17 protein-coding genes and 1 other RNA gene are annotated in these 25,960 nt (G+C 69.0%); 5 read left to right on the forward strand and 13 right to left on the reverse strand.

Features of this window, described 5'->3' with window-relative positions:
- Positions 1–11: 11 nt before the first annotated feature.
- The 5 genes from AC5W7N_RS03455 to AC5W7N_RS03475 all read right to left on the reverse strand — a co-directional run bounded on the left by AC5W7N_RS03455 (position 12) and on the right by AC5W7N_RS03475 (position 11,135).
- Entirely contained in the window at positions 12–3,734 is a 3,723-nt protein-coding gene (locus tag AC5W7N_RS03455; protein ID WP_194991191.1) for a serine/threonine-protein kinase, read from the reverse strand.
- 204 nt (positions 3,735–3,938) lie between these two features.
- On the reverse strand, positions 3,939–4,691 hold the full coding sequence (locus AC5W7N_RS03460) for a maleylpyruvate isomerase family mycothiol-dependent enzyme (protein WP_194991190.1): 753 nt from the start codon (positions 4,689–4,691) through the stop codon (positions 3,939–3,941).
- Between the two features lie 163 nt (positions 4,692–4,854).
- Positions 4,855–7,005 (reverse strand): 3-hydroxyacyl-CoA dehydrogenase NAD-binding domain-containing protein, encoded by a 2,151-nt coding sequence (locus AC5W7N_RS03465; protein WP_163817893.1) that lies wholly within the window; start codon positions 7,003–7,005, stop codon positions 4,855–4,857.
- Positions 7,006–7,039: 34 nt separating this feature from the next.
- Entirely contained in the window at positions 7,040–8,251 is a 1,212-nt protein-coding gene (locus tag AC5W7N_RS03470) for an acetyl-CoA C-acetyltransferase (RefSeq protein WP_138447751.1), read from the reverse strand.
- A gap of 415 nt (positions 8,252–8,666) precedes the next feature.
- Entirely contained in the window at positions 8,667–11,135 is a 2,469-nt protein-coding gene (locus tag AC5W7N_RS03475; RefSeq protein WP_495923240.1) for a DNA polymerase III subunit gamma and tau, read from the reverse strand.
- Between the two features lie 276 nt (positions 11,136–11,411).
- On the opposite strand from AC5W7N_RS03475, the gene AC5W7N_RS03480 reads away from it, so the two are divergent.
- The 3 genes from AC5W7N_RS03480 (at position 11,412) to AC5W7N_RS03490 (ending at position 15,252) form a co-directional block, all read left to right on the forward strand.
- Positions 11,412–12,218: a hypothetical protein gene (locus AC5W7N_RS03480; protein WP_194990176.1), complete on the forward strand. Its 807-nt coding sequence runs from the start codon at positions 11,412–11,414 to the stop codon at positions 12,216–12,218.
- 92 nt (positions 12,219–12,310) lie between these two features.
- Positions 12,311–14,563, forward strand: coding sequence for an MMPL family transporter (locus tag AC5W7N_RS03485; protein WP_228806294.1), 2,253 nt, complete (start codon positions 12,311–12,313; stop codon positions 14,561–14,563).
- The gene (locus tag AC5W7N_RS03490; RefSeq protein ID WP_495923241.1) at positions 14,560–15,252 is read left to right on the forward strand and encodes a TetR/AcrR family transcriptional regulator; all 693 of its coding nucleotides are present in this window, start codon (positions 14,560–14,562) and stop codon (positions 15,250–15,252) included. Before AC5W7N_RS03485 ends, AC5W7N_RS03490 begins: the two co-directional genes overlap by 4 nt.
- Before the next feature lie 30 nt (positions 15,253–15,282).
- Here the strand turns inward: AC5W7N_RS03490 and AC5W7N_RS03495 are convergent, their stop codons facing one another.
- On the reverse strand, positions 15,283–16,272 hold the full coding sequence (locus AC5W7N_RS03495) for a neutral zinc metallopeptidase (protein WP_228806295.1): 990 nt from the start codon (positions 16,270–16,272) through the stop codon (positions 15,283–15,285).
- 508 nt (positions 16,273–16,780) lie between these two features.
- Positions 16,781–17,695, reverse strand: a complete 915-nt coding sequence (locus AC5W7N_RS03500) for a neutral zinc metallopeptidase (protein ID WP_163817825.1) — start codon at positions 17,693–17,695, stop codon at positions 16,781–16,783.
- Between the two features lie 354 nt (positions 17,696–18,049).
- On the opposite strand from AC5W7N_RS03500, the gene AC5W7N_RS03505 reads away from it, so the two are divergent.
- Positions 18,050–19,678, forward strand: a complete 1,629-nt coding sequence (locus AC5W7N_RS03505; RefSeq protein ID WP_194990179.1) for a DUF2207 family protein — start codon at positions 18,050–18,052, stop codon at positions 19,676–19,678.
- 79 nt (positions 19,679–19,757) lie between these two features.
- Here the strand turns inward: AC5W7N_RS03505 and AC5W7N_RS03510 are convergent, their stop codons facing one another.
- The 4 genes from AC5W7N_RS03510 to AC5W7N_RS03525 all read right to left on the reverse strand — a co-directional run bounded on the left by AC5W7N_RS03510 (position 19,758) and on the right by AC5W7N_RS03525 (position 23,186).
- Positions 19,758–21,026: an ROK family transcriptional regulator gene (locus tag AC5W7N_RS03510; RefSeq protein ID WP_163813465.1), complete on the reverse strand. Its 1,269-nt coding sequence runs from the start codon at positions 21,024–21,026 to the stop codon at positions 19,758–19,760.
- A 447-nt stretch (positions 21,027–21,473) separates the two neighbouring features.
- Positions 21,474–22,187 carry a DUF8020 domain-containing protein gene (locus AC5W7N_RS03515; RefSeq protein WP_195006901.1) on the reverse strand — a complete coding sequence of 238 codons (714 nt, stop codon included), beginning with the start codon at positions 22,185–22,187 and terminating at the stop codon, positions 21,474–21,476.
- A 171-nt stretch (positions 22,188–22,358) separates the two neighbouring features.
- On the reverse strand, positions 22,359–22,499 hold the full coding sequence (locus AC5W7N_RS03520) for a hypothetical protein (protein WP_194992073.1): 141 nt from the start codon (positions 22,497–22,499) through the stop codon (positions 22,359–22,361).
- A 114-nt stretch (positions 22,500–22,613) separates the two neighbouring features.
- Positions 22,614–23,186 (reverse strand): HhH-GPD-type base excision DNA repair protein, encoded by a 573-nt coding sequence (locus tag AC5W7N_RS03525; RefSeq protein WP_194992072.1) that lies wholly within the window; start codon positions 23,184–23,186, stop codon positions 22,614–22,616.
- A 276-nt stretch (positions 23,187–23,462) separates the two neighbouring features.
- Here AC5W7N_RS03525 and AC5W7N_RS03530 point away from each other — a divergent pair, with 276 nt between their 5' ends.
- The gene (locus AC5W7N_RS03530; protein ID WP_194992071.1) at positions 23,463–24,269 is read left to right on the forward strand and encodes a methyltransferase domain-containing protein; all 807 of its coding nucleotides are present in this window, start codon (positions 23,463–23,465) and stop codon (positions 24,267–24,269) included.
- A gap of 83 nt (positions 24,270–24,352) precedes the next feature.
- Here the strand turns inward: AC5W7N_RS03530 and AC5W7N_RS03535 are convergent, their stop codons facing one another.
- Positions 24,353–25,642, reverse strand: a complete 1,290-nt coding sequence (locus tag AC5W7N_RS03535; protein WP_163813471.1) for an aspartate aminotransferase type Ic — start codon at positions 25,640–25,642, stop codon at positions 24,353–24,355.
- 106 nt (positions 25,643–25,748) lie between these two features.
- Positions 25,749–25,843: signal recognition particle sRNA small type (ffs, locus tag AC5W7N_RS03540), an RNA gene on the reverse strand.
- Positions 25,844–25,960 lie beyond the last annotated feature (117 nt).

The following is a 25,960-nucleotide window of genomic DNA, read 5'->3' on the forward strand; positions in this document are numbered from 1 at the left end:
TCCCTGACCGATCAGGCGAGCAGCTCGTCGACGAACCGGACGGGCAACTCCGAGGGCAGGTCGTTGCGCAGTACCCGCAGGATCGCGACCACACCCGGCCCCGCGTCGAGCAGGGGCCGGGTCCAGTCGAGCTCGGCGCATGTGGTCACCGCCGGCACCAGCTGCGCCGCGGCCTCACCGACCCAGCCGGCCGCGGCCAGGCATTCGGCCAGCAGCAGCGAGGTGTCGAGCTGGGCGCGCGGGCGGTGCTGCTCATGGGTGCGCCCGTACAGCGCCCTGGCCCGGCGCACCGCACGGTCCTGATCTTCGATGCCGCCGCCGGCCAGCAGCTCCCGGATGGCGGCGGTTTCCTGCGCCTCCAGCGTCAGCGCCGCGGTGCCGGTGAAGCGGTGTCCGGCGCGGCCGGTATCGCGGAACAGGTCACCGTTCCAGCGCGCGGTCGCCGACTGCGGGCCGGAGGGCTCGGCGGCCGGGCCGAGCCGCACCCGTTCGGCGCGGATCTGCGCGGCCAGCCGCGGCAGGTTCTGGTCGACGGCGATGCGTTCACCTTCGGCGAGCCGATTCGCGGCCGTGCTCATATCGCCGCGCACCGCCTTCACCCGTGCCCCGATGACGAAGGTGGAGATCAGGAAGTCGATCGGGCCCACCCGGGCCACCAGTTGATGGCTCTCGTCCAGCAGCCGGTCGGCGGCGTCGAGCTCACCGCGCCGGTAGTGCAACTCGCCGAGCAATGCCGCCGCCACCCGCACCGCATGCGAACGCGGACCCGAGCGTGCCCGCGCGATATCGAAGGCCTGCTGGAAACAGCGGGCCGCGGTGGCGATATCGAGCTGTTCGTAGGCGACCGCGCCGCGACTGCACAACCCGAACACGCTGCCCAGCGGGTCCTTGGAGCGTTCGTGGTATTCGGCGGCCCAATCCTGGATGGCGCGGGCGCCGTCGAAATCGAACTCGCACAGCCGCGCGAACGAGGTCAGGTTCGCCGCGGTCGACACCGTCCAGGCCGGGAGTTCGTCGGGATGTTCCAGGCAGTCGGCGATCTGCTCGATCACGCCCTCGGTGTGATCGCGGGCGACCTGATCGGCGGCGGAGAGCACCGCGGCCTGACAGCGCTGCCGGATGACGTCGGCGTCACCGGACGGGCCGCGCGACAACACATTCGACAGCCGGCCCAGCGCGCTGCGCGCCGCACCGGACTGTTGCAAGTTCACATTGGCCCGCGCCACCGCCATCAGCAGCTTCGACCGTGAGGCCACCTGCTGCACCGGCAGTTTCGATACCGTGCCGAGCAGGGTGGCCAGCCGCGATCCGTCGATCAGATCCATGCCGCCGCTCTCCAGCAGATCCAGCGCCATCTTCAGATCGGTCGCCGCCACCGCGTGATCGACGGACTTGCGTAGCAACTGATGTTCGGCGTACCAGCGGGCCGCCTTGCGATGCAGCGCCTTGACCTGCGCCGGATCGCTGCGTTCGAGCCGGGCCCGCAGATGTTCGGCGAACAGCGGCTGCACCCGGAACCACTCCGGATCGTATTCCACTCGCCGGACGAACAATTCGCGCTGTTCGGCCTGTTCCAGCAGGTGCTCGGCCTCGGGATCGTCCGACAGCGCCGCCGCCAGCGAACCGGACACCTTCTCCGCGATCGAGATGGCGGTGAGGAAATCGACCATGCGCGGTTCCAGCCCGTCGATGACGTTCTCGGCCAGATACTCGCGGATGCCGTGCCCGCCCTCGGCCAGATGCGCGATCAGCGGCGCCGGATCCGGGTTGCCGCGCAGCGCCAGGCTGATCAGCTGCACGGCGGCGGGCCAGCCGTCGGTGGCGCGATGCAGTTCGTCGATCTGGGCGTCGTCGAGGTTGAAGCGGTTGCGCTCCACCAGGATCTGCCTGGTTTCCTCGCGGGTCAGCCGCAGCTGCGCCGACCCGATCTCGACCAGTTCGTCGCGCACCCGCATCCGGCTGATCGGCAGCCCGGACTGGTCCCGGCTGGTCACCACGAAGCGCAGATGATGGCAGCCGTTGTCGAGCAGCGAATCCATCACCCGGCGGGTGCCCTGATCGGTGATGCGGTGCCAGTCATCGATCACCACCACGACCGTGGCGCCGCCGGCGTGCACATCGTCGATGAGGGTGGTGATGGCATAGGCGACGGCGTCGGCGGGCTGTTCTTCGAGCACCTGGTCCAGGCCGGTGCCGATATCGGGGCGCACCCGCCGGATCGCTTCGATCAGGTGGGCCAGGAACCAGATCTCGTTGTCGTCGTCGCTGTCGATGCCGATCCAGGCGACCGCGACGCCGTCGGCGGTCAGTTCGCCACGCCACTGCGCGGCCAGGGTGCTCTTGCCGAAGCCGGCGGGCGCGTGGATCACCGCGAGCCTGCGTCGACCGCCCGTACGCAGGATGTCGAGCAGCCGGGTGCGCGGAATCGGTTCCCGAGCCGGGGTCGGCGGACGGAACTTGGTGGCGGCGGTCGGCGGCAGGGTGGCGGTCGGTGACGGGTCGTAGCCGGGGCGCGGGGTGGGCGGGCTCAGGTTCAGCGGCCAGCTGCGGCGCGCGGTGACCGCGGTGCGGCCGCCCTGCGCGGGCGCGGCATCGGATTCGTCGGTGGTGTCCAGCAGGGCCATCTCGTCGGCCATCTGCCCGTGCGCGCGCTGGATCGCACGCAGTGTCTCGCCGAACTCGTAGGCCGAGGCGGGGCGATCGTCCGGGTTCTGCGCCATCGCGTGTTCGACGGCCGCGGCCACGTCGGAGGGGATGTCTTGTTCGCGCAGGTCGGGGACGGGCTGGGTGGTGATCCGCAGGAACTGCGCCACCACCTTCTCCCCCGCCTGACGTTCGAACGCCGCGTGGCCGGTGAGCAGCGCGAACAATGTCGCGCCGAGCCCGTAGACGTCCGAGCGGACCGTCGGCTCATCACCCTTGAGCACCTCGGGCGCGGTGAACGCGGGCGAACCGGTGATCATGCTGCTCGAGGTGCGGAACCCACCGGGCACCCTGGCGATACCGAAATCGGTGAGTTGCGGTTCGCCGTACGAACTGAGCAGCACATTGGCCGGTTTGACGTCGCGGTGCAGAATGCCCGCCCGGTGCGCGCTCTCGATCGCGCCGGCCAGTTTCACCCCGGCGCGCAGGGTGTCCGACCAGGTGAGCGGGCCGTTGTCGCGGACGACGACCTCCAGCGAACCTCGGGTGGCATACGGCATGACGATGAACGGCCTGCCGGTGGCGGTGACGTCGACCTGGAGGATGTCGACGATGTTCGGGTGCCCGGACAGCCTGCCCATCGCGTGTTCCTCGCGCAGGAAGCGTTCGCGACTCTCGTCGTCGATATCGGAGGACAGCACCTTCACCGCGACGACCCGGTCGAGCGCGCGCTGTACGCACCGGTAGACGACGCCGAAGCCGCCGTGCCCGATCTCGCGCGCGCCCGACAGGCCCATGGCCTCGAGTTCGTCCTCGATGGCGATGGGGTTGTTCTCCTGGGTGTCGCGGTCTTCTGGCCGGGTACCGGTGTCGCCGTTGCCGGAGACGGCAGGCCTGGCGGCGGCGCCGGTTTCGTCGGCAGCACCGGCTACCGGGTCCGCGCCGGCGGCGGCATCGGATTCGGCCGGTTCCGTGTCGGCCTCGGGCTCGGGGCCAGGTGATCGCGTGGCGAGGTCGGGCTGCCAGCGCGCCGTATCGGAGACGACGCTGCCCGACTCGCTCGCGCGGTCCGAACGCGCCCGTGGATCCATCTCACCACCTCGCACTCCCGACGAATCGGCGGCCGACGAGCACATCCTGTTCTCGGGCGGTCGAGCGGATCGCCCGACGGCCGTCGTGCGCTCGGCCTCCGGACCCGGAGTGGCTCCGGTATCCGAATCCTCTGCGCACCTCCAACGTAGCTCGGTGCGCGACGGTGTGGGTGGGTTTCCCGTCCCGCGTGGCGGGCGATCCGATCAGGGTGGGGTGAGGGCGGCGGTCAGTCCCAGATCACCGCGCCGGACGGCCCGGCTCGGGCGCTGCCAGACCGCGCGGTACACCTGGTCGGCGGCGCCGCTCAGCGAGGCGTCCGCGGGGGTCGGCGGGCCGCCGAGGCTGACCCGCAGCGGTTCGCTGTCGGTCGAGAGCCGCACGGTCCAGGCGAGATCGGTATCGACCGCGTGCACGAGGACCCTGCCGCCGCGGGGCGGTGGAATGCGGCGCAACTGGCGCGGGATGGTCACCCGCAGCGCCTCATCGATCCCGTCGGCGGCGAAGCGGGTGTCGAAGAGCTCGCCGACAGCGCCTGGGTCGACCGAACCGATCCTGGCATGCCTGGCATCGAGCCGGTGGATGGCGGTCTCGTGGGCCTGCCTGCGCGCCCAGAAACGGGCGGTCGCGGTGTCGGCGCCGGCGAAGACCCAGGTGGGAGCGTCCGGGCCGAGTTCGGTCAATGCGGTGAGCATTGCCGTCAGCCGGGCGTCCCAGTAGTCGATCAGCTCCGGCCACTCGACCGGAGGCTCCTCCGCGCGCGGCGGTTCCGATGCACCGGGCTCGCTGCGCAAGGCCTGTTCGACCCACTGGTACACCCGCGCGAGATGCCGAACCAGTTGCCGCACAGTCCATCCCGGACAGGTGGGCACCGCAGGATCGGGGCCGCAGGCCACCACGTCCGATCGCAGGGCCGCGGCATGCGCCGTGAGCTGCTCGATATGCTCGCCGAATTCCACCCACCCGACGTTAGCCGCCGCCTCACCGCCGGCCCGCGGCCCGGGTGAGCTCGGGTCCGGCACCGCCGATCCGGCCGGAAACCGGCACCGGACGGCGAAGGCCCGCCACCGCGAAACACGGTGACGGGCCTTGCCTTTCGCGATCAGCGACTGCGATCGATGACTACTTGCGCAGCGAAGCCGGAACCTCGAAACGCGCACCGTAGGTCTTGGCCAGCTCGTCGGCGCGAGCCACGAAGGCCTCCTGGCCGCCCGGGTAGCCGACGATGAACTGGTGCACACCACCGGTCCAGGCCGGGTAGCCGATGCCGAAGATCGAGCCGATGTTGGCGTCGGCGGTCTTCTCCAGCACGCCCTCGTCGAAACACTTCTGGGTCTCGATCGCCTCGATGAACAGCATGCGGTCGATCAGATCCTGGATCGGCACACCGAAGCCGATGTTCGACTTGTAGTGCTCGGCCAGGCCGGACCACAGGCCGATGCGCTTGCCGTTCTCGTCGTAGTCGTAGAAGCCGGCCTTCTCCAGGCGGCCCGGGCGACCCGAGTTCACCATGAACTCGATGACGTCGATGGCCGGGTGACGCTCCTTGCCCATGGTGACCTCACCACGCGCGATGGCCTCTTCGGTCTCCTTGGCGATCTTCAGCATGAGCTTCATGTTCAGCTCATCCGACAGCTGCAGCGGCGCGGCCGGGTAGCCCGCCTGCAGACCCGCCTGCTCGATGGTCGCGGGCGCGATGCCCTCGCCGAGCATGGCGATCGCCTCGTTGACGAAGGTGCCGATGACGCGCGAGGTGAAGAAGCCGCGGCTGTCGTTGACGACGATCGGGGTCTTCTTGATCGCGAGGGTGTAGTCGAACACCCGCGCCAGCGCCTCGGGCGAGGTCTTCTCACCCTTGATGATCTCCACCAGCGGCATCTTGTCGACCGGCGAGAAGAAGTGGATGCCGATGAAGTCCTCCTGGCGCTTCACGCCGGTCGCCAGACCGGTGATCGGCAGGGTGGAGGTGTTGGAGCCGAGCAGGGCGTCCGCGTCGACGATGTCCTCGATCTCCTGGAACACCTTGTGCTTGAGCTCGGTGTTCTCGAAGACGGCCTCGATGACGAAGTCGACACCGGCGAAGTCGGCCGCGTCCGCGGTCGGCTTGATCCGGTCCAGCAGCGCCTTGGACTTCTCCTCGGTGGTCTTACCCCGGGAGAGGGCCTTGGCCTCGATCTTCTCCGAGTAGCCCTTGCCACGCTCGGCGGCCTCGAGGGTGACGTCCTTGAGCACGACCTCGTAGCCGGCCTTGGCCGACACGTAGGCGATACCGGCGCCCATCATGCCCGCGCCGAGCACGCCGACCTTCTTGATCTCACGCTTGGGCACATCGGCCGGACGCGAGCCACCGTTGTTGATCGACTGCAGGTCGAAGAAGAACGCCTGGATCATGTTCTTGGCGACCGGGCCGGTGAGCAGGTGCACGAAGTAGCGCGACTCGATCAGCGAGGCGTTGTCGATGTCGACCTGCGAACCCTCGACCGCGGCGGACATGATCGCGCGCGGAGCGGGCATGTTCGCGCCCTTGATCTGCTTGCGCAGGTTGGCCGGGAAGGCCGGCAGGTTCGCCGCGAACGCGGGCGAGGACGGGGTGCCGCCGGGGATCTTGAAGCCCTTCTTGTCCCACGGCTGGACGCCACCCTCGGGGTTGGCCTTGATCCACGCCTTGGCGGCGGGGACCAGTTCCTCGACCGAGCCGACGACCTCGTTGATCAGGCCGATCTCCTTGGCCTTCGCGGGCCGGTACTTCTGGCCCTGCAGCAGCACCTGCATGAGCGCACCCTGCAGGCCGAGCATGCGCACGGTGCGGATGACGCCGCCGCCGGCGGGCAGCAGGCCGAGGGTGACCTCGGGCAGACCGAGCTGCACACCGGGCACATCCGCCGCGATCCGGTAGTGGGTGGCGAGGGTGATCTCCAGGCCACCACCGAGGGCGGCGCCGTTGATGGCGGAGACGACCGGCTTGCCGAGGGTCTCCAGGCGGCGCAGGGCGCCCTTGATCTGGCCGAGCTCATCCATGAGGGCCTGAGCGTCGTCCTTGCCGACCTTCATCATGTTCTTCAGGTCGCCACCGGCGAAGAAGGTCTTCTTGGCCGAGGTCAGCACCACACCGGTGATGTTGTCCTTCTCGGCCTCTAGCCGCTCGACCGTCGCGGTCATCGACTTCTTGTACAGGTCGTTCATCGTGTTGGCGCTCTGGTTCGGGTCGTCCATCGTCAGCACGACGATGCCGTCCGAATCCTGCTCCCAACCGATCATGTTGGTCTCGCTCACAGTTTCTTTCTCCTTGTGAAGTATCGGTTGGGGGTCAGACGCGCTCGATGATGGTGGCCACGCCCATGCCGCCGCCGATGCACAGGGTGATCAGCGCGTAGCGGCCGTTGCGGCGCTCCAGCTCGTCGACCATGGTGCCGGTGATCATCGCGCCGGTGGCACCCAGCGGGTGGCCCATGGCGATCGCGCCACCGTTGACGTTCAGCTTCTCGTCCGGAACCTTCAGGTCCTTCTGGAACTTCAGCACCACCGAGGCGAAGGCCTCGTTGATCTCGACCAGGTCCATGTCGTCGATGGTCAGGCCGGCCGTGGCCAGGGCCTTCTTCGCGGCCGGGGTCGGGCCGGTCAGCATGATGGTGGCGTCGGCGCCGCTGGTGGCGGTGGCCACGACGCGGGCGCGCGGGGTCAGGCCGGAGGCCTTACCTGCCTCTTCGGTACCGATCAGCAGCAGCGCGGCGCCATCGACGATGCCGGAGCTGTTACCGCCGTGGTGGACGTGGTTGATCTTCTCCACGAAGTGGAACTTCTGCAGCGCCACCGCGTCGAAGCCGCCCATCTCGCCCAGACCGGCGAAGGAGGGGTTCAGCTTGGCGAGGTCTTCCAGGGTGGTGCCGGGGCGCATGTGCTCGTCGTTGTCGAGCACGACCAGGCCGTTCTGATCCTTCACGGGAACGATCGACTTGGCGAAGTAGCCGCCCGAGGTGGCCTTGGCGGCCAGCTCCTGCGAGCGCACGGCGTAGGCGTCGACATCCTCGCGGGAGAAGCCCTCGATGGTGGCGATCAGGTCGGCGGACACACCCTGCGGCACGAAGTAGGTGTCGTAGGCGGTGGCCGGGTCCATGGCCCACGCGCCGCCGTCGGAGCCCATCGGCACGCGCGACATCGACTCGACGCCACCGGCGATCACCAGATCGTCGAAGCCCGAGCGCACCTTCTGCGCGGCCAGGTTCACGGCCTCGAGGCCGGAGGCACAGAAGCGGTTGAGCTGGAAGCCGCCGACGGTGTCGGGCAGGCCCGCGGTGAGCACGGTGGTGCGGGCGATATCGGCGCCCTGGTCACCGACCGGGGAAACGACACCGAGGATCAGATCCGAGATCCGGTCTTCGTCGAGGTTCGGGAAGCGATTGCGCAGCTCCTGAACCAGACCCGTGGTGAGGTCGATCGGCTTGACCGAGTGCAGCGACCCCTTCTTGTTGCGGCCGCGCGGGGTGCGGATGGCCTCGAAAATGTAGGCCTCTGTGGTCATATCGGAGTGTTTCCTTCCTAGGGTTGCGCCCGGACCGCACTAGGCGGCACCGGCGCGGGTAACCTCGCCGACCGGCCATGAGACCGACCGTGTGTATTCAATTCGCGGTACTCCCGGTGCCAGTCGTGCCACCACGCTCACACCGCCCATGTTCAATTTGCGCTGCTCACGCAACCGCGGTGGTTACTAGAGCTGCCGCCTGCCCAGTCTTCGCCACTACCGCCTAACGCTGTACAAACGAGGACATGGGCCTGCCGACGCAAGACAAGGTCGCCCGTACGCCTGGGCATACGATAGAACCTCGCCTCGCATGAGCTCGCGGCCACCCGCACATACTACCGCCGGATGCGAACTCCGGTTAACTTAACGTCGGGCGGGCAGTGGTTGTCAACCCTCTGGCCGGGTGCGATGCGCCTCACTCCAACCGGACGGCACCCAGCTCGGAGGCGAGCAATTGCAGGGCGACCTCATCCGGGTCCTGCCGGTCTCCCGGCGCCACCGGCCGCGCGGATTCGGCCAGCATCTCCTGCTCTTCCTCCGGCGTCGGCGGCGGGATCGGCGCGCCGCTGTACTCGCCAGGGCCCGGATCGTCGGGCAGATCGGGGTAATCGGGGGGCGGAATGTCGTCGTCGGCTATCGGGGCGGCCTTGGCCTGGCTGGGGCGGGAGAAGCGGGGCGGGGCGCTCGCCGCCTTGGTCGTCGTGGCCCGGGCGGATGCCGAGTCGGCGCCCGGCTCGGCAGGAGCCGACGGCGAGCCCGCCGGGGCGGATGCGCTCGGCCGGGAGAAGCTGCGCGGGGCGGGCGGTTCGGACGCTCCCGGCGCCGGCGCGGGATCCTCGGCGGCGCCGTCGCCGGACCGGCGCGATCCGCCGCCACCGGATTCCCGGCCACCACGGCCGCGAGTACCCGCGCCACCGCGCGGTGCGGTCTGCCCGGCGCCTGCCTCGAACCGCACATCGAATTCACGCCCGAGCACCGTCTGCAACGCTGCCCGCAGCGCATCCACACTGCGCTGCTCGGACAGCCGCTGCACGAGTGCGTCATGCGGGTGAACGAAGACGGCGGTGGCGCCGTCGACGCGGGCCGGTGCGGCGGCGGTCAACATCGCGTGCACCGCGACCGCGATCTTGCGCACCTCGGCCTTGATATCGGCCCAGGCGGCTTCGAGTTCGGCCAGCGGATCGCCGGTGGGAGCGGGTGCGGTGACCACTTCCGTCTCGGCACCGGGCGCCCCGACCTCGTGGTCGGCGTCAGGTGCTTGCTCCTGCTCGGCCGCTTCCCCACCCGCGAGGTCATCGACTCGAGGCTCCTCGACGGCCGCGACCACCGGGGTGGCCTCGGCGGCTGGTTCGTCGATCGGCTCGGCGGCGGGCGCAGTGTGGTGATCGCTCCCGGCCGGGGGCTGCTCGGCGGTGGTGGTCGCGTCGCCGGCACTGACGGGGGTTACCTGCGGCTCCGCCGCTGGCGGCTGCTGGGTGTTCGCGGGTATTGCCGCCTCGGGCCGGGCAGCCGCGCCATCCTGCTGGGCCGAGACCTGATCAGTGCTCGGCTGATCGGCGCCGGAGGCCGCCACGGCATCCTGCGGTTCCGACTTCGGCGCGCGCGATTCACGCAGTGCGGCAAGGGCTTCGGCGCCGCGGCGACGATTGGGGTCGGCGGGGGCCGGAGGCGGCGGAGCCGCCGCGGGAACGGCCGCTGGAGCCCCGGCCGCCGCGGAAGGCACGGCACCGGAAGCGAACTGGCGTTCCAGGTGCTCGAGGCGTTGCAACGCCGCCGCGTCCGAGTCGGTGGCGGCGGGCAGCAGCATGCGGGCGCAGATGACCTCGAGCAGCAGGCGCGGGGCGGTGGCGCCGCGCATTTCGCCGAGCCCGGCGTGCAGGAGTTCGGCGTAGCGGGTGAGTGCGGCGGGGCCGATGCTCTCGGCCTGGGCTTGCATGCGTTCGAGCTGATCGCCGGGGGCGGCGACCAGGCCACGTTCGGCGGCGTCGGGCACCGCGCGCAGCAGGATCAGATCGCGCAGGCGTTCGAGCAGGTCGACGGAGAAGCGGCGCGGATCGTGCCCGGCCTCCATCACCCGGTCGATGGTGCCGAACAGGGCCGCGCCGTCGGAGGTGGCCAGCGCACCGACGGCGTCGTCGATCAACGCCACATCGGTGACGCCGAGCAGCGACACCGCCCGCGTATAGGTGACGCCCTCGGGCCCGGCGCCCGCCAGCAACTGGTCCAGCACGCTGAGACTGTCGCGCGGCGAACCGCCGCCCGCCCGGATCACCAGCGGATACACCGCCTCCTCGACGGGCACGTTCTCCTGTTCACAGATGCGGCCGAGCAGGCCGCGCATGGTGGCGGGCGGAAGCAACCGGAACGGGTAGTGGTGGGTGCGCGATCGGATGGTCGGCAGCACCTTGTCCGGCTCGGTGGTGGCGAAGATGAAGATCAGATGGGCCGGCGGTTCCTCGACGATCTTGAGCAGCGCGTTGAAACCGGCCGTGGTGACCATGTGCGCCTCGTCGACGATGAACACCCGGTAGCGCGATTCGGCGGGCGCGTAGAAGGCACGGTCGCGCAGCTCACGGGTGTCGTCGACACCGCCGTGGCTGGCGGCGTCGAGCTCGATGACGTCCAGGTTGCCCGGGCCGCCGGGCGCCAACGCCACACACGACGGGCAGACCCCGCAGGGGCGCGAGGTCGGGCCTTCCACACAGTTCAGCGACCGCGCCAGGATCCGCGCGGAGGAGGTCTTACCGCAACCGCGTGGCCCGGAGAACAGGTAGGCATGACTGATCCGCCCGGTGTCGAGCGCGGTGCTCAGCGGGTCGGTGACGTGCTCCTGACCCACTACCTCAGCGAACGAAGCCGGTCGGTACTTCCGGTACAGAGCCACGGCCAGAGGTTACCGGCGGGCACCGACAGGTGAACACCCGCGCTGGTCGCGCCCGCGCCACCAGAATGCCGGGCCACCGCCACCGGAATGTCGGCAGCGACCCAGCGAATAACGAAACCGTCACCTCGCGCATGCCGGCGCAACCAGCTGGCTAACCTGTTGTCGGCAACTTCGGTAGCCAATCTTCATCAGGTTGGTGACCCCGGTCGGATCCACCCCGGCCGGGGCACAACCGAGCTCGACGAATCCACGCCCCCGCACCCGGAGGAACTCGCCGTGTCGTCGTGTGAAGACATTGCCGCCGCCTGGCTTTCCGGCACCGAATTCGCCGGGAACCGCGCCGCCGTGCAGCTGCTCAGCCGCGCGATCAGCCCGGGCGATTTCGCGGTAGAGCGCGAATCGCTACCGGTCAGCGCCGTCGCCGATCCCGTCACCTCGGCCACCATCCTGGAATTGCTCGAGCGCGGCCAGGTACCGACCATGGCCGCCATTCGCACGCTCACCGCGCAGAACGAGATGCGCCGCGAAGCCGAGCGGGTGGCCGATCTCGGCAGGCGCGCACAACGCTGGATCGACGATTTCGGCCGCCTGCTCGCCACCGTCGCCGAGGCGCATTGGCTGGCCAACGGCGTCGGGCCGACCCGCCGCGACGCGCTGGCCTCCGAGCCGGTCGCCCTGCTGATTCAGAGCCGGGTGGGCGAGATCGCGCCGAATGCGCTCAAGCATCTGTGGCTGATCGAGCGCGCGCAGCGGGCGGGCTGGATCGCCTATGACGACGAGCCGGGATCGCTGTGCGCGGCCCGGCGTTTCCACTCCGAGCAGTACGGCGACCAGGTCTCGGCGCAGCCGATCCATCTGATCGGCGCGGCGGTGGCCCGGCACGTCGACCGGGCCTGCGGCCACACCTGGCGGGAACTCGCCGTCCATATGCGGGATCGCTCGGGTGTGCCGATCTTCTTCGACGGCGCCGACGCCCTCGCTCAGCAGCGCTGGCTGACGATCGCGGGCTGGATAACGGTGCACGAGGAGCGGCCGTCCCTCGGTCCGCGCGGCCGACGCGCGCTGGCGCGCGGGCGCCGATAGCGAATCTGCCCCTTCCGCCACCAGGTTAACCGCGTTACGCTAACGCCACTAACTTACTGGAGGGGGCTCCTGTGCTGATCCGAATAGCGCGCTTGACCACACGCTTCCCGCGCATCGTGCTCGCGGTGGCGTTCGCACTCGCCGTGCTCTTCGGCATCGTCGGGGCCACCGCGTCGGCGCATATGAAATCCGGTGGATTCACCACCGACGACGCCGAATCCACCCGCGCCGCCGAATTGCTGGCGGAGAATTTCCCCGGCGCCTCCCCGAATTTCGTGCTGCTGGTCAGCTCCGAGGCCGGGCTGCGCGATCCGGCCACCAGCGCCCGCGCCACCGAACTCGTCGACGCCCTGCGCGCCCGCGACGACATCAGCGGAATCCAGTCCTTCTGGACCAGCCCGCCGGCCATGGCCGCGGCGCTGGGCAGCACCGACGGCGACAGCGGCCTGATCATCGCCGAGATCGAGGGCGACGAGAACCGGATCCAGCAGGTCGCCGGCGAGCTCACCGAGCAACTCACCGGCACCAGCGGCGGCGTGACCGTGCGCCAGGGCGGCGTCGCGGCGGTGTATCACGACGTCACCGAGCAGATCACCCATGATCTGGCGGTGGCCGAAGCGGTCGCGGTGCCGTTGTCGCTGATCGTGCTGATCCTGGTGTTCGGCAGCCTGATCGCCGCCTCGCTGCCGGTGATGGTCGGGCTGTTCGCGATCGCCGCGACGCTGGCCATCCTGCGGGTGGTCACGCTGTTCACCGACGTGTCGATCTACGCGCTGAACATGACCACGGCCATGGGCCTGGCGCTGGCCATCGACTACAGCCTGTTCATCGTCAGCCGGTACCGCGAGGAACTGGCGGCGGGCCTGGAGCCGGTAGCGGCCACCACCCGCGCCGTGCAGACGGCCGGACGCACCGTGCTCTACTCCGCGGTGACGGTCGCGCTCTCGCTGGCGGTGCTGAGCGTGTTCGACCTGTACTTCCTCAAATCGTTCGCCTACGCCGGCGTGGCTGTGGTGATCGCCGCCGCCGCGGCCGCGCTGTTCGTGCTGCCCGCCGCGCTGGTGCTGATCGGGCATCGGGTCAACGCCCTCGATCTCCGCGCTCCGCTGCGGCGGCTGTTCGGCCGCGATCCGCATCCGAGCGGACCGATGATTCCCGAGCACACCCTCTGGTACCGCACCACCAAACAGGTCATGCGGTTCGCGGTGCCGGTCGCGGTGGTGATCATCGCGCTGCTGCTGGCGCTCGGCTCGCCGTTCCTCGGCGTGAAATTCGGCTACCCGGACGATCGGGTGATGCCCGACAGCGCCAACAGCCGTCAGGTGGGCGACGCATTGCGCGAGGAGTTCCCGCGCGCCGATTCCGGGGCCAGCGGCACCATCGTGCTCGACGACTTCCACGATCAGAACGCCGTCGCCGACTACGCCGCCCGCCTGTCCAGGGTCGACGACGTTCCGGCCGTGCTGTCCAGCGCCGGAGTGTATGTCTCGGGGCGGCGGATGGCGCCGGGGCAACCCGAGATGGCCAACGAGACCGGCACCTACCTCACCGTGGCGACCGACCTGGATCCGTTCTCCCCCGAGGGCTCCGAGCAGCTCGAACAGCTGCGCGCGGTGGCCGCCCCCGCGCCCACGCTGTTCACCGGCGCGGCCGCGGTCAACGCCGATTCCCTGGACGCGCTCGGCTCCAAGCTCCTGCTGGCCGGGCTACTCATCGCGCTGGCGACGTTCGTGGTGTTGTTCCTGTTCACCGGCAGTGTGGTGCTGCCATTGAAGGCGATCCTGCTGAACACGCTCTCGCTGACGGCGGCCTTCGGCGCAATGGTGTGGATCTTCCAGGAAGGCCACTTCTCCGGCCTGATCGGTTTCACGCCCGTGGGCTATCTGGTGCCGACCATGCCGATCCTGATGTTCTGCGTCGCGTTCGGGCTGTCCATGGACTATGAGGTGTTCCTGCTGTCGCGGATCCGTGAGGAATGGGTCGCCAGGCGGGCCGAGCGCACCGGCGACGAACTCGCGGCCGAGGACAACACCGAGGCCGTCGCGATCGGTGTGGCCCGCACCGGCCGGATCTTCACCGCCGCAGCGGTATTGATGGCCATCGTGATCGGCGCGATGGTCACCTCGAAGGTCTCGTTCATCCAGCTCATGGGCCTGGGCCTGACGTTGACCGTGCTCGCCGACGCCACCATCATCCGTGCGCTGCTCGCCCCCGCGCTGATGCGGCTGCTCGGCCCGGCGAACTGGTGGGCGCCGAAACCGCTGGCCCGGCTGCACGCCAAGATCGGGCTCAGCGAGGAACCCGAACCCGTCGCCCGTGTTCCCGAACCGGCAGGGCATCGATGATCGCTGCCCGCAGACCACGCTCACCGCGCGGCACCGGTTCCCAGCTGCGCAGTGAGATCCTCGCCGCCGCCGCCGATCTGCTCAACCGCACCGGTAATGCCGAGGCCGTCTCGATCCGCGCGGTCGGCAAGCTGGTCGGGGTGAGCGCACCGTCGATCTACCGGCATTTCGCCGATAAGGACGAGCTCATCGACGCGGTGGTGGCGCAGGTGTTCGAGGATCTGGACACGGCCATGCGCGCCGCCGTCGACGCCGACCCCGCCGCGAATCCCATCGTCCGCCTGCACCATCTCGGCATGGCGTACGTCCGCTTCGCACTCGACCACCCCGAGCAGTACCGGCTGGCCACCGCCCCCGCCGAAACCCGCGGCGCCGTCGACCAGGTCCTCACCAGCAGCGCATTCCAATACATGGCCGACACCGTCAAGGCCGCGATGGACGACGGCCTGATCGACCCCGGCGACCCCACCCCCATCGTGCTGGAACTGTGGTCGGCCGCGCACGGCATCGCCTCCCTGCTGCTGGCGAAACCCTATCTGCCCTGGGGCGATCCGATGGCCGCCGCCGAACGCGTGCTCGCGGCAGCCTGCGCCGGGCACATCGTCATGAACCTCCTCGGCGAGCAGGCGACGCCAGAGGAAGCGGCGGGGTGGTTCGCGCGGTTACGGGAGGAGAAGCGGGGAGCGTAGTCCGCCATGCCCGGCGGGCGCGCCGATCCCTCAGGACACCGAATCCGACGACGCAGCCCAGGTATTGCACATTTGGACCCGGTTGTTGCGATACCCGTGCTCGTACCAGCCACCGTAATTCTGCGGGGATCCGTGGTCACGCATATCGCCCGGGAAATCACCGCGGTTGTAGTTGTCGCGCACGGTCTCCATCGCGTCATCGGCGGTAATCGTGCCGACGAAGGTCGATGAGCCGATGAACATGCCACCGAAGCACTGGGCGGCCAGTTCCAGCCGCCGCGAGTGCTCCAGGCCGAGCGCGGTGGTGGGGCCCGCATCGTAGGACTCCTGATGCGACTGTTTCAGAATGCCGGTCAGGTTTTCCACATGATGTCCGTATTCGTGCGCGAAGACCGCCATGAAGACCACGGTGTCGTAGGGGTCCTCGTTCTTCATGAAACTGTCCAGCGGCATGTAGATCGTCTTGTTCGCACCGCAATAGAACGCGGCGAAATTGCTGCTCCCCCCGGTGCACGGCGAAGTCGCTTCTGCGGCAGTCGCGGTCACGCTCAAGCCGGGTGGCGAGAACGGCAGGTTCTCGTATTCGAGCAGCGCACTCCACATCTGGCCGAGGCAAGCCGATTGCGCCTCGAAGAACGCACGCGCCCCCGACACCGTCGGCGACCAGGCCGGATACGAGCAATTGATGTTGTTGAGTCCGGTATCCGCGTGGGTGAACAGCGGGTTGGTGGCCAGCGCGGCAACGGGTTTCGGTCCCGCGGAGGTACTGCTGGTTGTGGTGGTTCGGCGGCTGGTGGTGGAGCTCGACCGCGTGGTGGTCGGACTGGCCGAATACGTCGTCGTCGGTGCGGGCGACGAGCTGTATGTGTAGCTCGGGGTGCTCGTCGGGGTGTAGGCGGTTGTCGAACCATCCGACGAGCTTGCCGCGAATCCCGCCGCGACCAGCAGGCCGACGACGATGAAGACGCCGAGGATCGTGAAGACGGCCGCTACTCCACCGCCGGAACGCGGTGGAGGCATCGGGCGGCCGTACGGCATGGGTGGGCCGTACGGCCGCATCCCCGGAGGTGGGCCGTACGGCATCGGCGGAGGTAGGGGCGCGCCATACGGCGGAGGCGCACCGTACGGAGGCGGCGGTGGGTACGGTGCGCCGTAGGCGGGAGGCGCGCCGTACGGCGGCGGTGCGGCATACGGTGGACGAGGACCAGGTGGTGGAGGCGGGACGCTTCTCGGCGGGCGGCCATGCGGCGGCGGGCCGTAACCCGGTGGTGGGCCGTAAGGCGGCTGGGTCATGCTGTTGTTCCTCCCCGATCACACTCTGCCGTCCGGCATCCACGGCCGTGACCCGCAGCGAATGACGACCGTATGGCTTCGGCAGGCCCGCGTCCAGTCCAGTCACCGGCAGACCGGCCACGGCCGACCGGCCCGCACCGCCACTGACCGTAGGCATTCGGAACCGTCCGCGCGCCTCCACCACACATCGAAGCGGCGCCCGTATCTGGCGGCGCGCATCGGTCGGACCGTGGCATCAACTCACCGCGGACGCCGGCGCGGCGAACGTATTGCATTGGCTGGTGCGGTTGTCGTCGACGCCGGTGTTGAACCAGCGGCTGCCGTTGGCGGTGCTGCCGTGGTCGCGCATGTCGCCGGGCTGGTCGCCGCGGTGCTCGGCGTCTTCGCGGGCCATGCTCATCTGCGCGGACGTCAGCGAGCCGCCCTGCGCGGACGACGACAGGTACATGCCGTCGAAGCAGTTGGCCTGCAACTCGACTCGGCGGGAGAGCTCCAATCCGCGGGTGCTGCGCACACCGGAATCGACGCGTTCGCTGTTGGCGGCGCGGAGAATGCCGGACATGTTCTGGATGTGGTGGCCGTATTCATGCGCGAACACCGACAGGTACACCACCCAGTTGTCGCCGAACAGATCGGTCTGCAACTGGCTGATCGGCATGTAGATGGATTTGTTGGCCGGGCAGTAGAAGGCGGCGAAGTTGCTGGTGGTGCCCGTGCATGGGGTCGTGATGCCCTCGGTGGTGGCGGAGACGTTCACCGTGGGCGCCTGGAACGGCAGTCCGGCCTTCTCCAGCACGGGCTTCCACGCGGCCTCCAGGCAGTTCTCGGCGCTGTCGAAGAAGGCACGCGCGGTTTCGACTCCGGTACCCCACGGCGCGTAATCGCAGTTCGCCGGGATCAATGTCGCGGTGGGGTCGGTGACCAGCGGGTTGTCGGCGGTCTTGGCGGGGCCGGTTTCGCCGTTGTCGTAGGTCATTCCGGGGCGCGGACCGGAGGCGTCCTCACGAATACCGGTCTTCACCCCGGCACGCACCAGACCGCCGACAACCACCAGCACCAGCACAACGAGCACCGCGACCACTTTGCCGCCACCGCCGGAACGGCGCGGCGGCGGACCGGGTGGACGGCCGTAGGGAACCGGCGGCGGCATCGGCCGGGCGTAGCCGGGCGGCGGAAACGGTGGGCGCTGAGCGTATCCCGGCGGCGGGCCGTACCCGGGCGGAGCGTAGCCGGGCGGGACGTAGCCGGGCGAAGGCGGGGGCCGGTGACCAGGAGGTGCGGCGTAACCGGGCGGCGGTCCCGGCGGAGGCCGGTGACCAGGCGGCGGATGGTATCCCGGCGGCGGGCCGTAGGGGGGCGGGCGATGTCCGGGCGGGATCGGGTGTCCACCGGGCGGGACCGGCCCATAGCCGTACGGTGGTTGACTCACTCCCCCGTACCCCCTCGTCTCATGTTCACCGACAGCCGCTGACGCAGAATAGCAAGCTGTTTAGAGTAGGCACTCATGCTGACTCTTCGGGGGGGCGCCGTCGGCGCGCTGCTTATCACCATCGTCGGATTGCTCGCGATGGGAACGCCCGCGACCGCACCGGTAGCCCATGCGCAGGAAGCTGTCGCCGACGGCATCACCATCGTCGCCGATCTCAAACTCAGCCGGGAGGGCGTGCTCGAGGTCAAAGAGCAGATCACCGTCCCCGAGGGTGACAAGTTCACCATGACGGTGCCGCTGCGGGTGCCCGCGGGCGAGGGCGCCGAACGGGTCTTCGAGGTCACCGACATCACCGCGGAGGGCGCGGGCACGGCGAAGGTCGAAGGCGATCTGTTCACCGTGCGCGCCGATCCCGGCCAATCGAGTTTCAGCTACTCGGTGAACAACACCGTCAGCGAGCAGGAGGGCACCCAGCTCTTCCATTGGGTGGGCGTGATGAACGCCGATATCGCCTCCATCACCGCCTCGCTGATCAGCCCGAGCTTCGAAATGGGCATCGTGGACTGCACACTCGGTCCGCCGAACGCGAGCAAGCCGTGCGCGGACGTGCACATCGAGGCCGACGGCGTGCTCTACCTTGAGCAGACCGACCTCAACAAGGGCGACGCCATCGACCTGACCTTGCAGATCCCGCCGGGCACCGTGCCCGCCAACGCCGAGATCCGCGAAACCGGTTCGACCGCCTTCGATATCACCGCGCCGGTGCTCGCCGCGTTCGGTGCGCTGCTACTGGCCCTTGCGGCCGCGGCGGCGTATGTGTTCCGCGCGCGACGTCAGCAGGCCGATGCGGGAACCGGCACCATCGACCCGGTGCTGCGCGAGAACGGCAAGGCGCAGTTCACCTCCCCCGACGGCATCCTGCCCGGCGAGGCCGGTGTGCTGCTCGACGAGAACGCCGACCCGACCGATATCGCGGCCACCGTCGTCGATCTCGCGGTACGGCGCTATCTGTGGATCGCGCCGATCAGCGATTCGGATTGGCGGATCACCCGGGTGAACCCCGCCGACGATCAGCTGCGGCCGTACGAGCGGGCCGTGTACGAGGCGCTGCTGCCCGGCGGCGCGGAGGCCGTCACCGTGAGCGAATTGCGTGCGCCCGGGCGGGTGCAGGCCGGCCCGGTGCGCGAAGCGATGCTGGCGGATGCGGTCGAGCGCGGCGCGCTCATCGACCAGACCCGGCGCAAGCTGCCGATCTGGTTGGGCATCGGCCTGCTCGTGGTCGGTGTCGGCGCGACCATCGGCCTGGCCCTCACCTCCGGCCACGCCCTCGTCGGCGTCGCCATCGCGCTCGCCGGTGTGGCCGCGCTGCTGCTGCCGCGTTTCCTGCCCACCCGCACCGCCCACGGCCGCACCCTCACCGGCCAGGTCCGCGCCCTGCAACGCGGCCTCGACGCCCTGCGCCGCGATTCCATTCCCCCCGCCGACCAGGAGCTGGTTTTCTCCCGCGCTCTCCCGTTCACCGTCATCACCGGTCGCGCCGACAACTGGATCCGCACCTTCCGCGACCTCAATCCCAGCGCCGACCGCCAACCCGGCCTCTACTGGTTCGGCGGCTTCGACCGCGACCCCAACCTCCACCGCTTCGCCGGGCATTTCCCGTATTTCATCACCGCGGTGGAAGGCCTGTTCCCCGCGGGGAACTGACTCCCCCATTGCGAGCCGGTGAGTGGTACATGACGCAGGCGACACGCCGCGAGTGCCTACGTCATGTACCGCTCGGCGGCTAGGTGAGGGTTGCGCGGCGAAGGGCGGAGAGGGGGTCGGTGTAGAGGGGGGTCAGGGAGGTTACTACGGCGGCGAACTCTTGGACTTTGGGGGCGAAGCCGGTGATGCGGATGTCGGTGGGAGGGAGGGCTGTCGACTGGTTGAAGGCTCGGGAAACGTGGGACAGGGCGGGGCGGTAGGCCGTGAAGGCTTGGCCGCCCAGGACTACTCGGTCGGGGTTGAGGAGGTCGCGGATGAGGGCGACGGTCTGGCCCAGCGTTGTCGCGCGTTCGGCCAGGAGGTCGCGGGCTGGCTGGGAGCCCTCGGCGGCGGCGCGGTAGAGGTCGGCGATGGTGGTGCCCGCGGTGCCGTTGTGGGCGGGGATGATGCCGCGGCCGACGGCGCGGGCGTGCAGGGCACGGTCGCCGACGGTCACCTCGAAGCAACCCGTACGGCCGCAGGTGCATTCGACGTCCGAGCCGGTGGGAAGGTGCGCGATGGAGCCGGGGCCGTTGCTGGGGGTGTGCACGCGGCCGTCCAAAGTGACGGCCACACCGGCGGTTTCGCGAACATAGAAGTAGAGGCTGCTGCCCTTGGCGAGCCCGGTGACGTCACGATCACCGGTGGGCAGCAGCAGTTCCGATGCGGCCATGGCCTCGACGTGCGGCGCCACCGACACCGGAAGTTCGAGTACCTCGGCGAGCACCGCGCCCAGCGGTGCCGCGCGCCAGCCGAGCTTGGGATGGTCGACCACACCGGTCTGTGTGTCGACACGGCCGCCGATGGCGACCCCGGCCCACAACGGTTTACGCCGATGCCAGCGCTGCAGGAACGCGCGGGCGCTGCGGGCAACGGTGGTGACGGCGAATTCCTGGCCGGTCTGCGGCGTGGCGATGGCCAGCCCGCCGAGGATGCGTCCACGCAGGTCGGCGGCGACGATCTTGGTGGCGGCGGCACCGATGTGCACGCTGATCGTCAGATACGAGTCGTGGTCGATCTCGAAGGGCACGCGGGGCCTGCCGACGGCACCGGAGGCGGTGAGGTCGGGGCGTTCGCGCAGCAGCCCGGCGGTCAGCAGTGCCGAGACCTGACGGTTCACCGTCGCGATACTCAAACCTGTTGCGCGAGCGGCATTGTCGCGCGAGACGGGTCCGCCGGTGGCGGCTCGCAGCACCGCGGCCGCCGGATTGTCGGAGATCCGCAGTTCCGGCGCGACGACGACCGGGCGAGTGTTGCGGACACGGGCAGTGGACCGAGAAACGCTACGTTCCAGGGTAGGAAGGGACATCTGTGGATTCCTTGCTGAAGTCCCGTCAACGGGACGTGCCTACACGTGTGGCGTGGCGGCGACGCGCGAGCGGAAGAACTCGCTCAGCCGCGACAGCAGGGACAACACAGTTCCCGCGTGAGCGGGAGCCGCAGACCGAGACCAGCGGTCACATAGGTGACGCGCTGAGCGGTGATACGGCCGGTGAACATGCGATCGAAGGTAACACCGATTCGGGCGACGCACCAAGCCCCGGCACGCCGATGTGCGCCCGGACACAACTGTTTCCGCAGGTGAAGCCGTTGCCTGACGAATCATGAACAATCGACGGCCGAACCGGACGGCGCGGCGGTGCACACGCGGAAACCCCGCCGAGCATTGCTCGGCGGGGTTTCCGCGCAGACCGCACCGCGGCCTACCGTTTACCCGCGGATCGGACCAGATGGGCGGACAACCATCGGTCCGCAGCTACTTCGCCGGTGCCGGCGCCGGGAACGGCTGATTGATCGTCGAGAAGTACTGGATCGCGGCCCCGATCGCGACGGGCGCGGTCACCAGCAACTGCCCGGCCACCGTGCCGAGCGCACCGACGGCGAGGACACCACCGATGCAGCCGATGGCGGCGGCGGGGATGAACGGACCGAACAGGCCGATGATGGTGGCCGAGGCGACGGTGGCGCCCGCGATGCCGCCGAGCACGCAGCCCACGGCCGCGCCGCCGAGCCCGCCGACGAGTGTGCCGATCGTCGCCCCCATCGCGATGGTGCTCGTCAGCCTGGTCCAGGCATCCTTTTCCCGATCGTATTCAGACTTGAACGGCGCCTTGTCCTCGAAGGGCAGCGCGACCGGCTTGTAGACCGCATGCGCGAGATCGAATTGCGGCGTCAACGTCGCGGTGCGATCCGAAATCTGCGCGGCGATCGGGAATTCGAATTCATCCACCCGGAAACGCAACGGTGTTCCGGCGAGCACCGTTCCGTCCGCGGCCTTGACCTTGAATGTGTCGTCCTCTACCACCAGCGATCCGGCATCGGTGGTGATGATCGACTGTGTTTCCGTCGCGTGCGCGGTGAAACCGACGGCTCCGGTGTCCTTTTCCGGCGCCGCACCCGATGTTCCGGCAGCTACGCCGGTCGCGACGGTCACCAATACCGCGATAACGGCCAGCTTCCTCATCCTCATGAAACGCAATCCCTCATCTCAATGAAACTTCCGGGGAACAGCATCGACGGAATTGCGACCGCTGCCGAGATTAAAATGCGGCCAGATTTCAATGAGTCGTGCGCGGGCGCGTCACTGCCCGCGAGCCGCCGTTACCCCGGCGGCTCGCGGTGGGGACCAGCCACGCGTTCCTTACACCGGCGCGTAGGACGCGTAGATCACTTCATTGCGAAAAGTCTTGGCGTCCAGCAATTTCAGATCGGGAATCTGGTGGCCCCTGCCTGCGATGGCACCGTCCACCGTGATGTTCTCTGTGATCACCAACGAACGCACGATCAACCTCCTCGGTGTCGTCCTCCACCAATGGAGACGAGCCGGGATCCGGCGATTCATCGCCGTGGCCACGGGGGTGCGTCGTCCGCTCGCTCACCGGTGAGCCCGGCGCGCTCAGCTCTTCTTGGCGGCGGCCTTCATCTGCTTCTTGAAGGCGCGGACCTCCAGCAGGGATTCCGCGTCGACGATATCGGCGGCCGAGCGGCGCGAACCGGGTTCGGCGTAGGCGCCGGCCGCGTCCTCCCAGCCCTTGGGCCGGATGCCGAGTTGTTTGCCGAGCAGGGCGAGGAAGATGCGGGCCTTCTGGTCGCCGTAGCCGGGCAGGTCCTTGAGGCGGCGCAGCACCTCTTTGCCGTCCGGATCGCCCTGGGTCCAGATGGCCTCGACGTCACCGTTGTAGTGCTCGATGATGTAGCGCGCGAGGTCCTGGGTGCGCCGGGCCATCGAGCGCCCGTAGCGGTGGATGGCGGGCGGGGTCGCGCACAATTCCTCGAACTCGGCGGTGTCGGCCTCGGCGATCCGGTAAATATCGAGCCCGCCCATCCGGTCGGCGATCTTCTTCGGCCCACGGAAGGCGTGCTCCAGCGGATACTGCTGGTCCAGCAACATGCCGATGACCAGGGCAAGCGAGCTCTCCGACAGCAGCTCGTCGGCCTCCGGTTCCTGCGCGAGAGTCAACTTGGCCATGCTGCGCTCCTCCTAGCGGTCCGGATGTCCCCCGATCATCCCACCCCGCCCAGGTCCCGTGCACGAGCCCGTCGCGGCCGACGCGCGGAAAGGAGCGGAACCGAACGCGGTGTTTCGTAACGTCTGCCGGACCTGCGCGAACTCCACCGCGAGGTTACCCAGCGGTAGTGATACCTGTCACAGACCTGCGTCGCGAGCACTGATCCGCCCACGTAGGCTCGGCGCATGCCACAAACGGCGATACCCACATCCGCAACACCCACGATGGATGCACCAATGAACAGCTTCGGGTTACGTCCCGACCGCTTCGACTCGGCGGGCCAGGAACAACTGATCGATGTGCGCGACCTGGAGGCCGCGCTGCCCGGATTGTCGCGGTTGCGCGATTGGGCCCATCAGGCGCTCGCACTGGGGCCCGGTGAAACCGCCGTCGACATCGGCTCGGGCACCGGCTCGGAGGTCATCACCTTCGCCGAGGCCGTCGGCCCCGCCGGCACTGCCATCGGCGTCGAACCCGACCCGCATCTGCTGGCCGCGGCCGAACGCAACGCCGCCCAGCTCGGCTCCCGGGCGAAATTCCATTCCGGCGACGCCTACGGCATCCCGTTCGGCGCCGACACCTTCGACGCGGTGCTGTGTGAGCGCGTCTTCCAGCACCTCACCGCCCCCGATCGCGCCGCCCGTGAAATCGCGCGGGTGGTGAAACCCGGCGGACGGGTCGTGGTGGTGGACGCCGATTGGGGCACCGCGATCGTGCACCCCGGCGACCACCGGGTGGTCCGCGGCGTCGTCGACACCCTCATCTCGGCGACCACCAATCCGTTCTCCGGCCGTCGCCTGCCCGGCCAGCTCACCAAGGCCGGGCTGGTCGTCGACGATATCGGCTCGCACGCCCTGGTCCAGCAGCGTTCGGCCGGTGCGGGCGCGCTGGTCTCGCGGATCTCGGCGATGGCGGTGGCGCGCGGTTCGATCACCGAAGCCGAGCGCGACCAGCTGCTGGCCGATCTGGCCGCGGGCGCGGCGAGCGGCGACATCCACCTGTCGGTGACGATGTTCGCGGTGCTCGCCCACAAACCCGCCTGAAACCGGCCGATCGAGACGACGAACCCGCGGCGCGAGGTACCCGCCGCGGGTTCGCTACCGGGGCATCCCCGGCCTTCAAGCCCTTATTTATCGAGCATCTTCTCGGTGGCCGCCAGCAGCACGCAGGTGGCAAGGCCGTCCATCGCCTTGGCCAGTTCGTCCAGCGACGGGAAGCTGGGCGCGATGCGAATGTTCTTGTCTTCCGGATCCTTCCGGTACGGGAAGGCCGAACCGGCGGCGGTCAGCGCGATTCCGGCGTCCTTGGCCAGGCTGATCACCCGGGCGGCCGTGCCCTCCATGACGTCGAGGCTGATGAAATAGCCGCCCTTGGGTTCGGTCCAGGACGCCACCTTCGACGGTCCGAGCCGATCCTCGAGGATCTTCAACACCAGCGCGAACTTCGGCTCGAGCAGCGCGCGATGCTTCTGCATATGCGCGCGCACCCCAGCCGCGTCGGTGAAGAACCGCAGATGGCGCAGCTGGTTGATCTTGTCCGGGCCGATGCTCTTCTTGCCCGCGTGGCTCAGATACCAGTCCAGGTTGGCGGTGGAGGCGCCGATGAAGCTCACACCCGCGCCGGCGAAGGTGATCTTGGAGGTCGAGGCGAACACCAAGGGGCGGTTCGGGTTTCCCGCCGACTCGGCCATGCCGAGCACATCGAGCACCGGGGCGGCGGTGTCGGTGAGCGGGTGCACCGCGTAGGCGTTATCCCAGAACAGGCGGTAGTCGGGGGCGGCGGCGGGCATCGAAACCAGTTCGCGCACCACATCTTCGGAGAAGACCACGCCGGTGGGATTGGAGTAGTTCGGCACCGCCCACAGACCCTTGATCTGCGGATCCTCGGCCAGCAGCGCGGCGATGGCCTGGGTGTCGGGGCCATTGTGACGCATCGGGATCGGGATCATCTCGAAGCCGAGCGCCTCGGTGATCGCGAAGTGCCGGTCGTAGCCGGGGCTCGGGCACAGGAACTTCACCGTCGGCTCGTCGGCCCAGCGGCGCGGCGAATCGGGGGTGCCGTAGAGGGTGGCGAAGGTGATGACGTCGTGCATCAGCTCGAGGCTGGCGTTGTTGCCCGCGAGCAGGTTCGAGACCGGGATGCCGAGCAGCTCGCCGAAGATGGCACGCAGTTCGGGCAGGCCGTGCAGGCCGCCGTAGTTGCGGCAGTCGGTGCCGGTGCCGTCACGGAAATCACCGTCGCCGGGCAGTGCGAGCAGGGCGGCGGACAGATCGAGTTGTTCCGGTGAGGGTTTACCCCTGGTGAGATCCAGCGTGAGCTTCTCGGTCTTGAGCGTCGCGTAATTCGCGGTCTGGGTCTCGTGTTCGGACACGAGCTCCGCATGGCTCATCAAACCGATCTGCGTTTGCCGGGGCATCCTTGGCAGCCTTTCCAAGCAGCGTGGGGTAAGGGGAACGGGGGCCGATCACTCGGCACACCCCGGTCAACGTTACCCGGCGATTGCTGCGAATTGGGGGCAATAAAAAAGGGGACCCCGCGCACCCGGCAGAGCCCGTTGACCCTTGCTGCCTTCCGGCCCTGGGGGAGTTCACAGGATGCGCGCCGCGCGGGATCCGTCGGCCAGTGTAGCGGTCCCTCGCGAGCCGTGCAGACAGGGGGCGCGCGCGACAAGATCGCTGGCTACGATCCTTGGGAACAACGGGAGGGGCTTTGCCCTCACGCACGAGGGGATCGA

The organism is Nocardia sp. CDC519, from assembly GCF_059509835.1.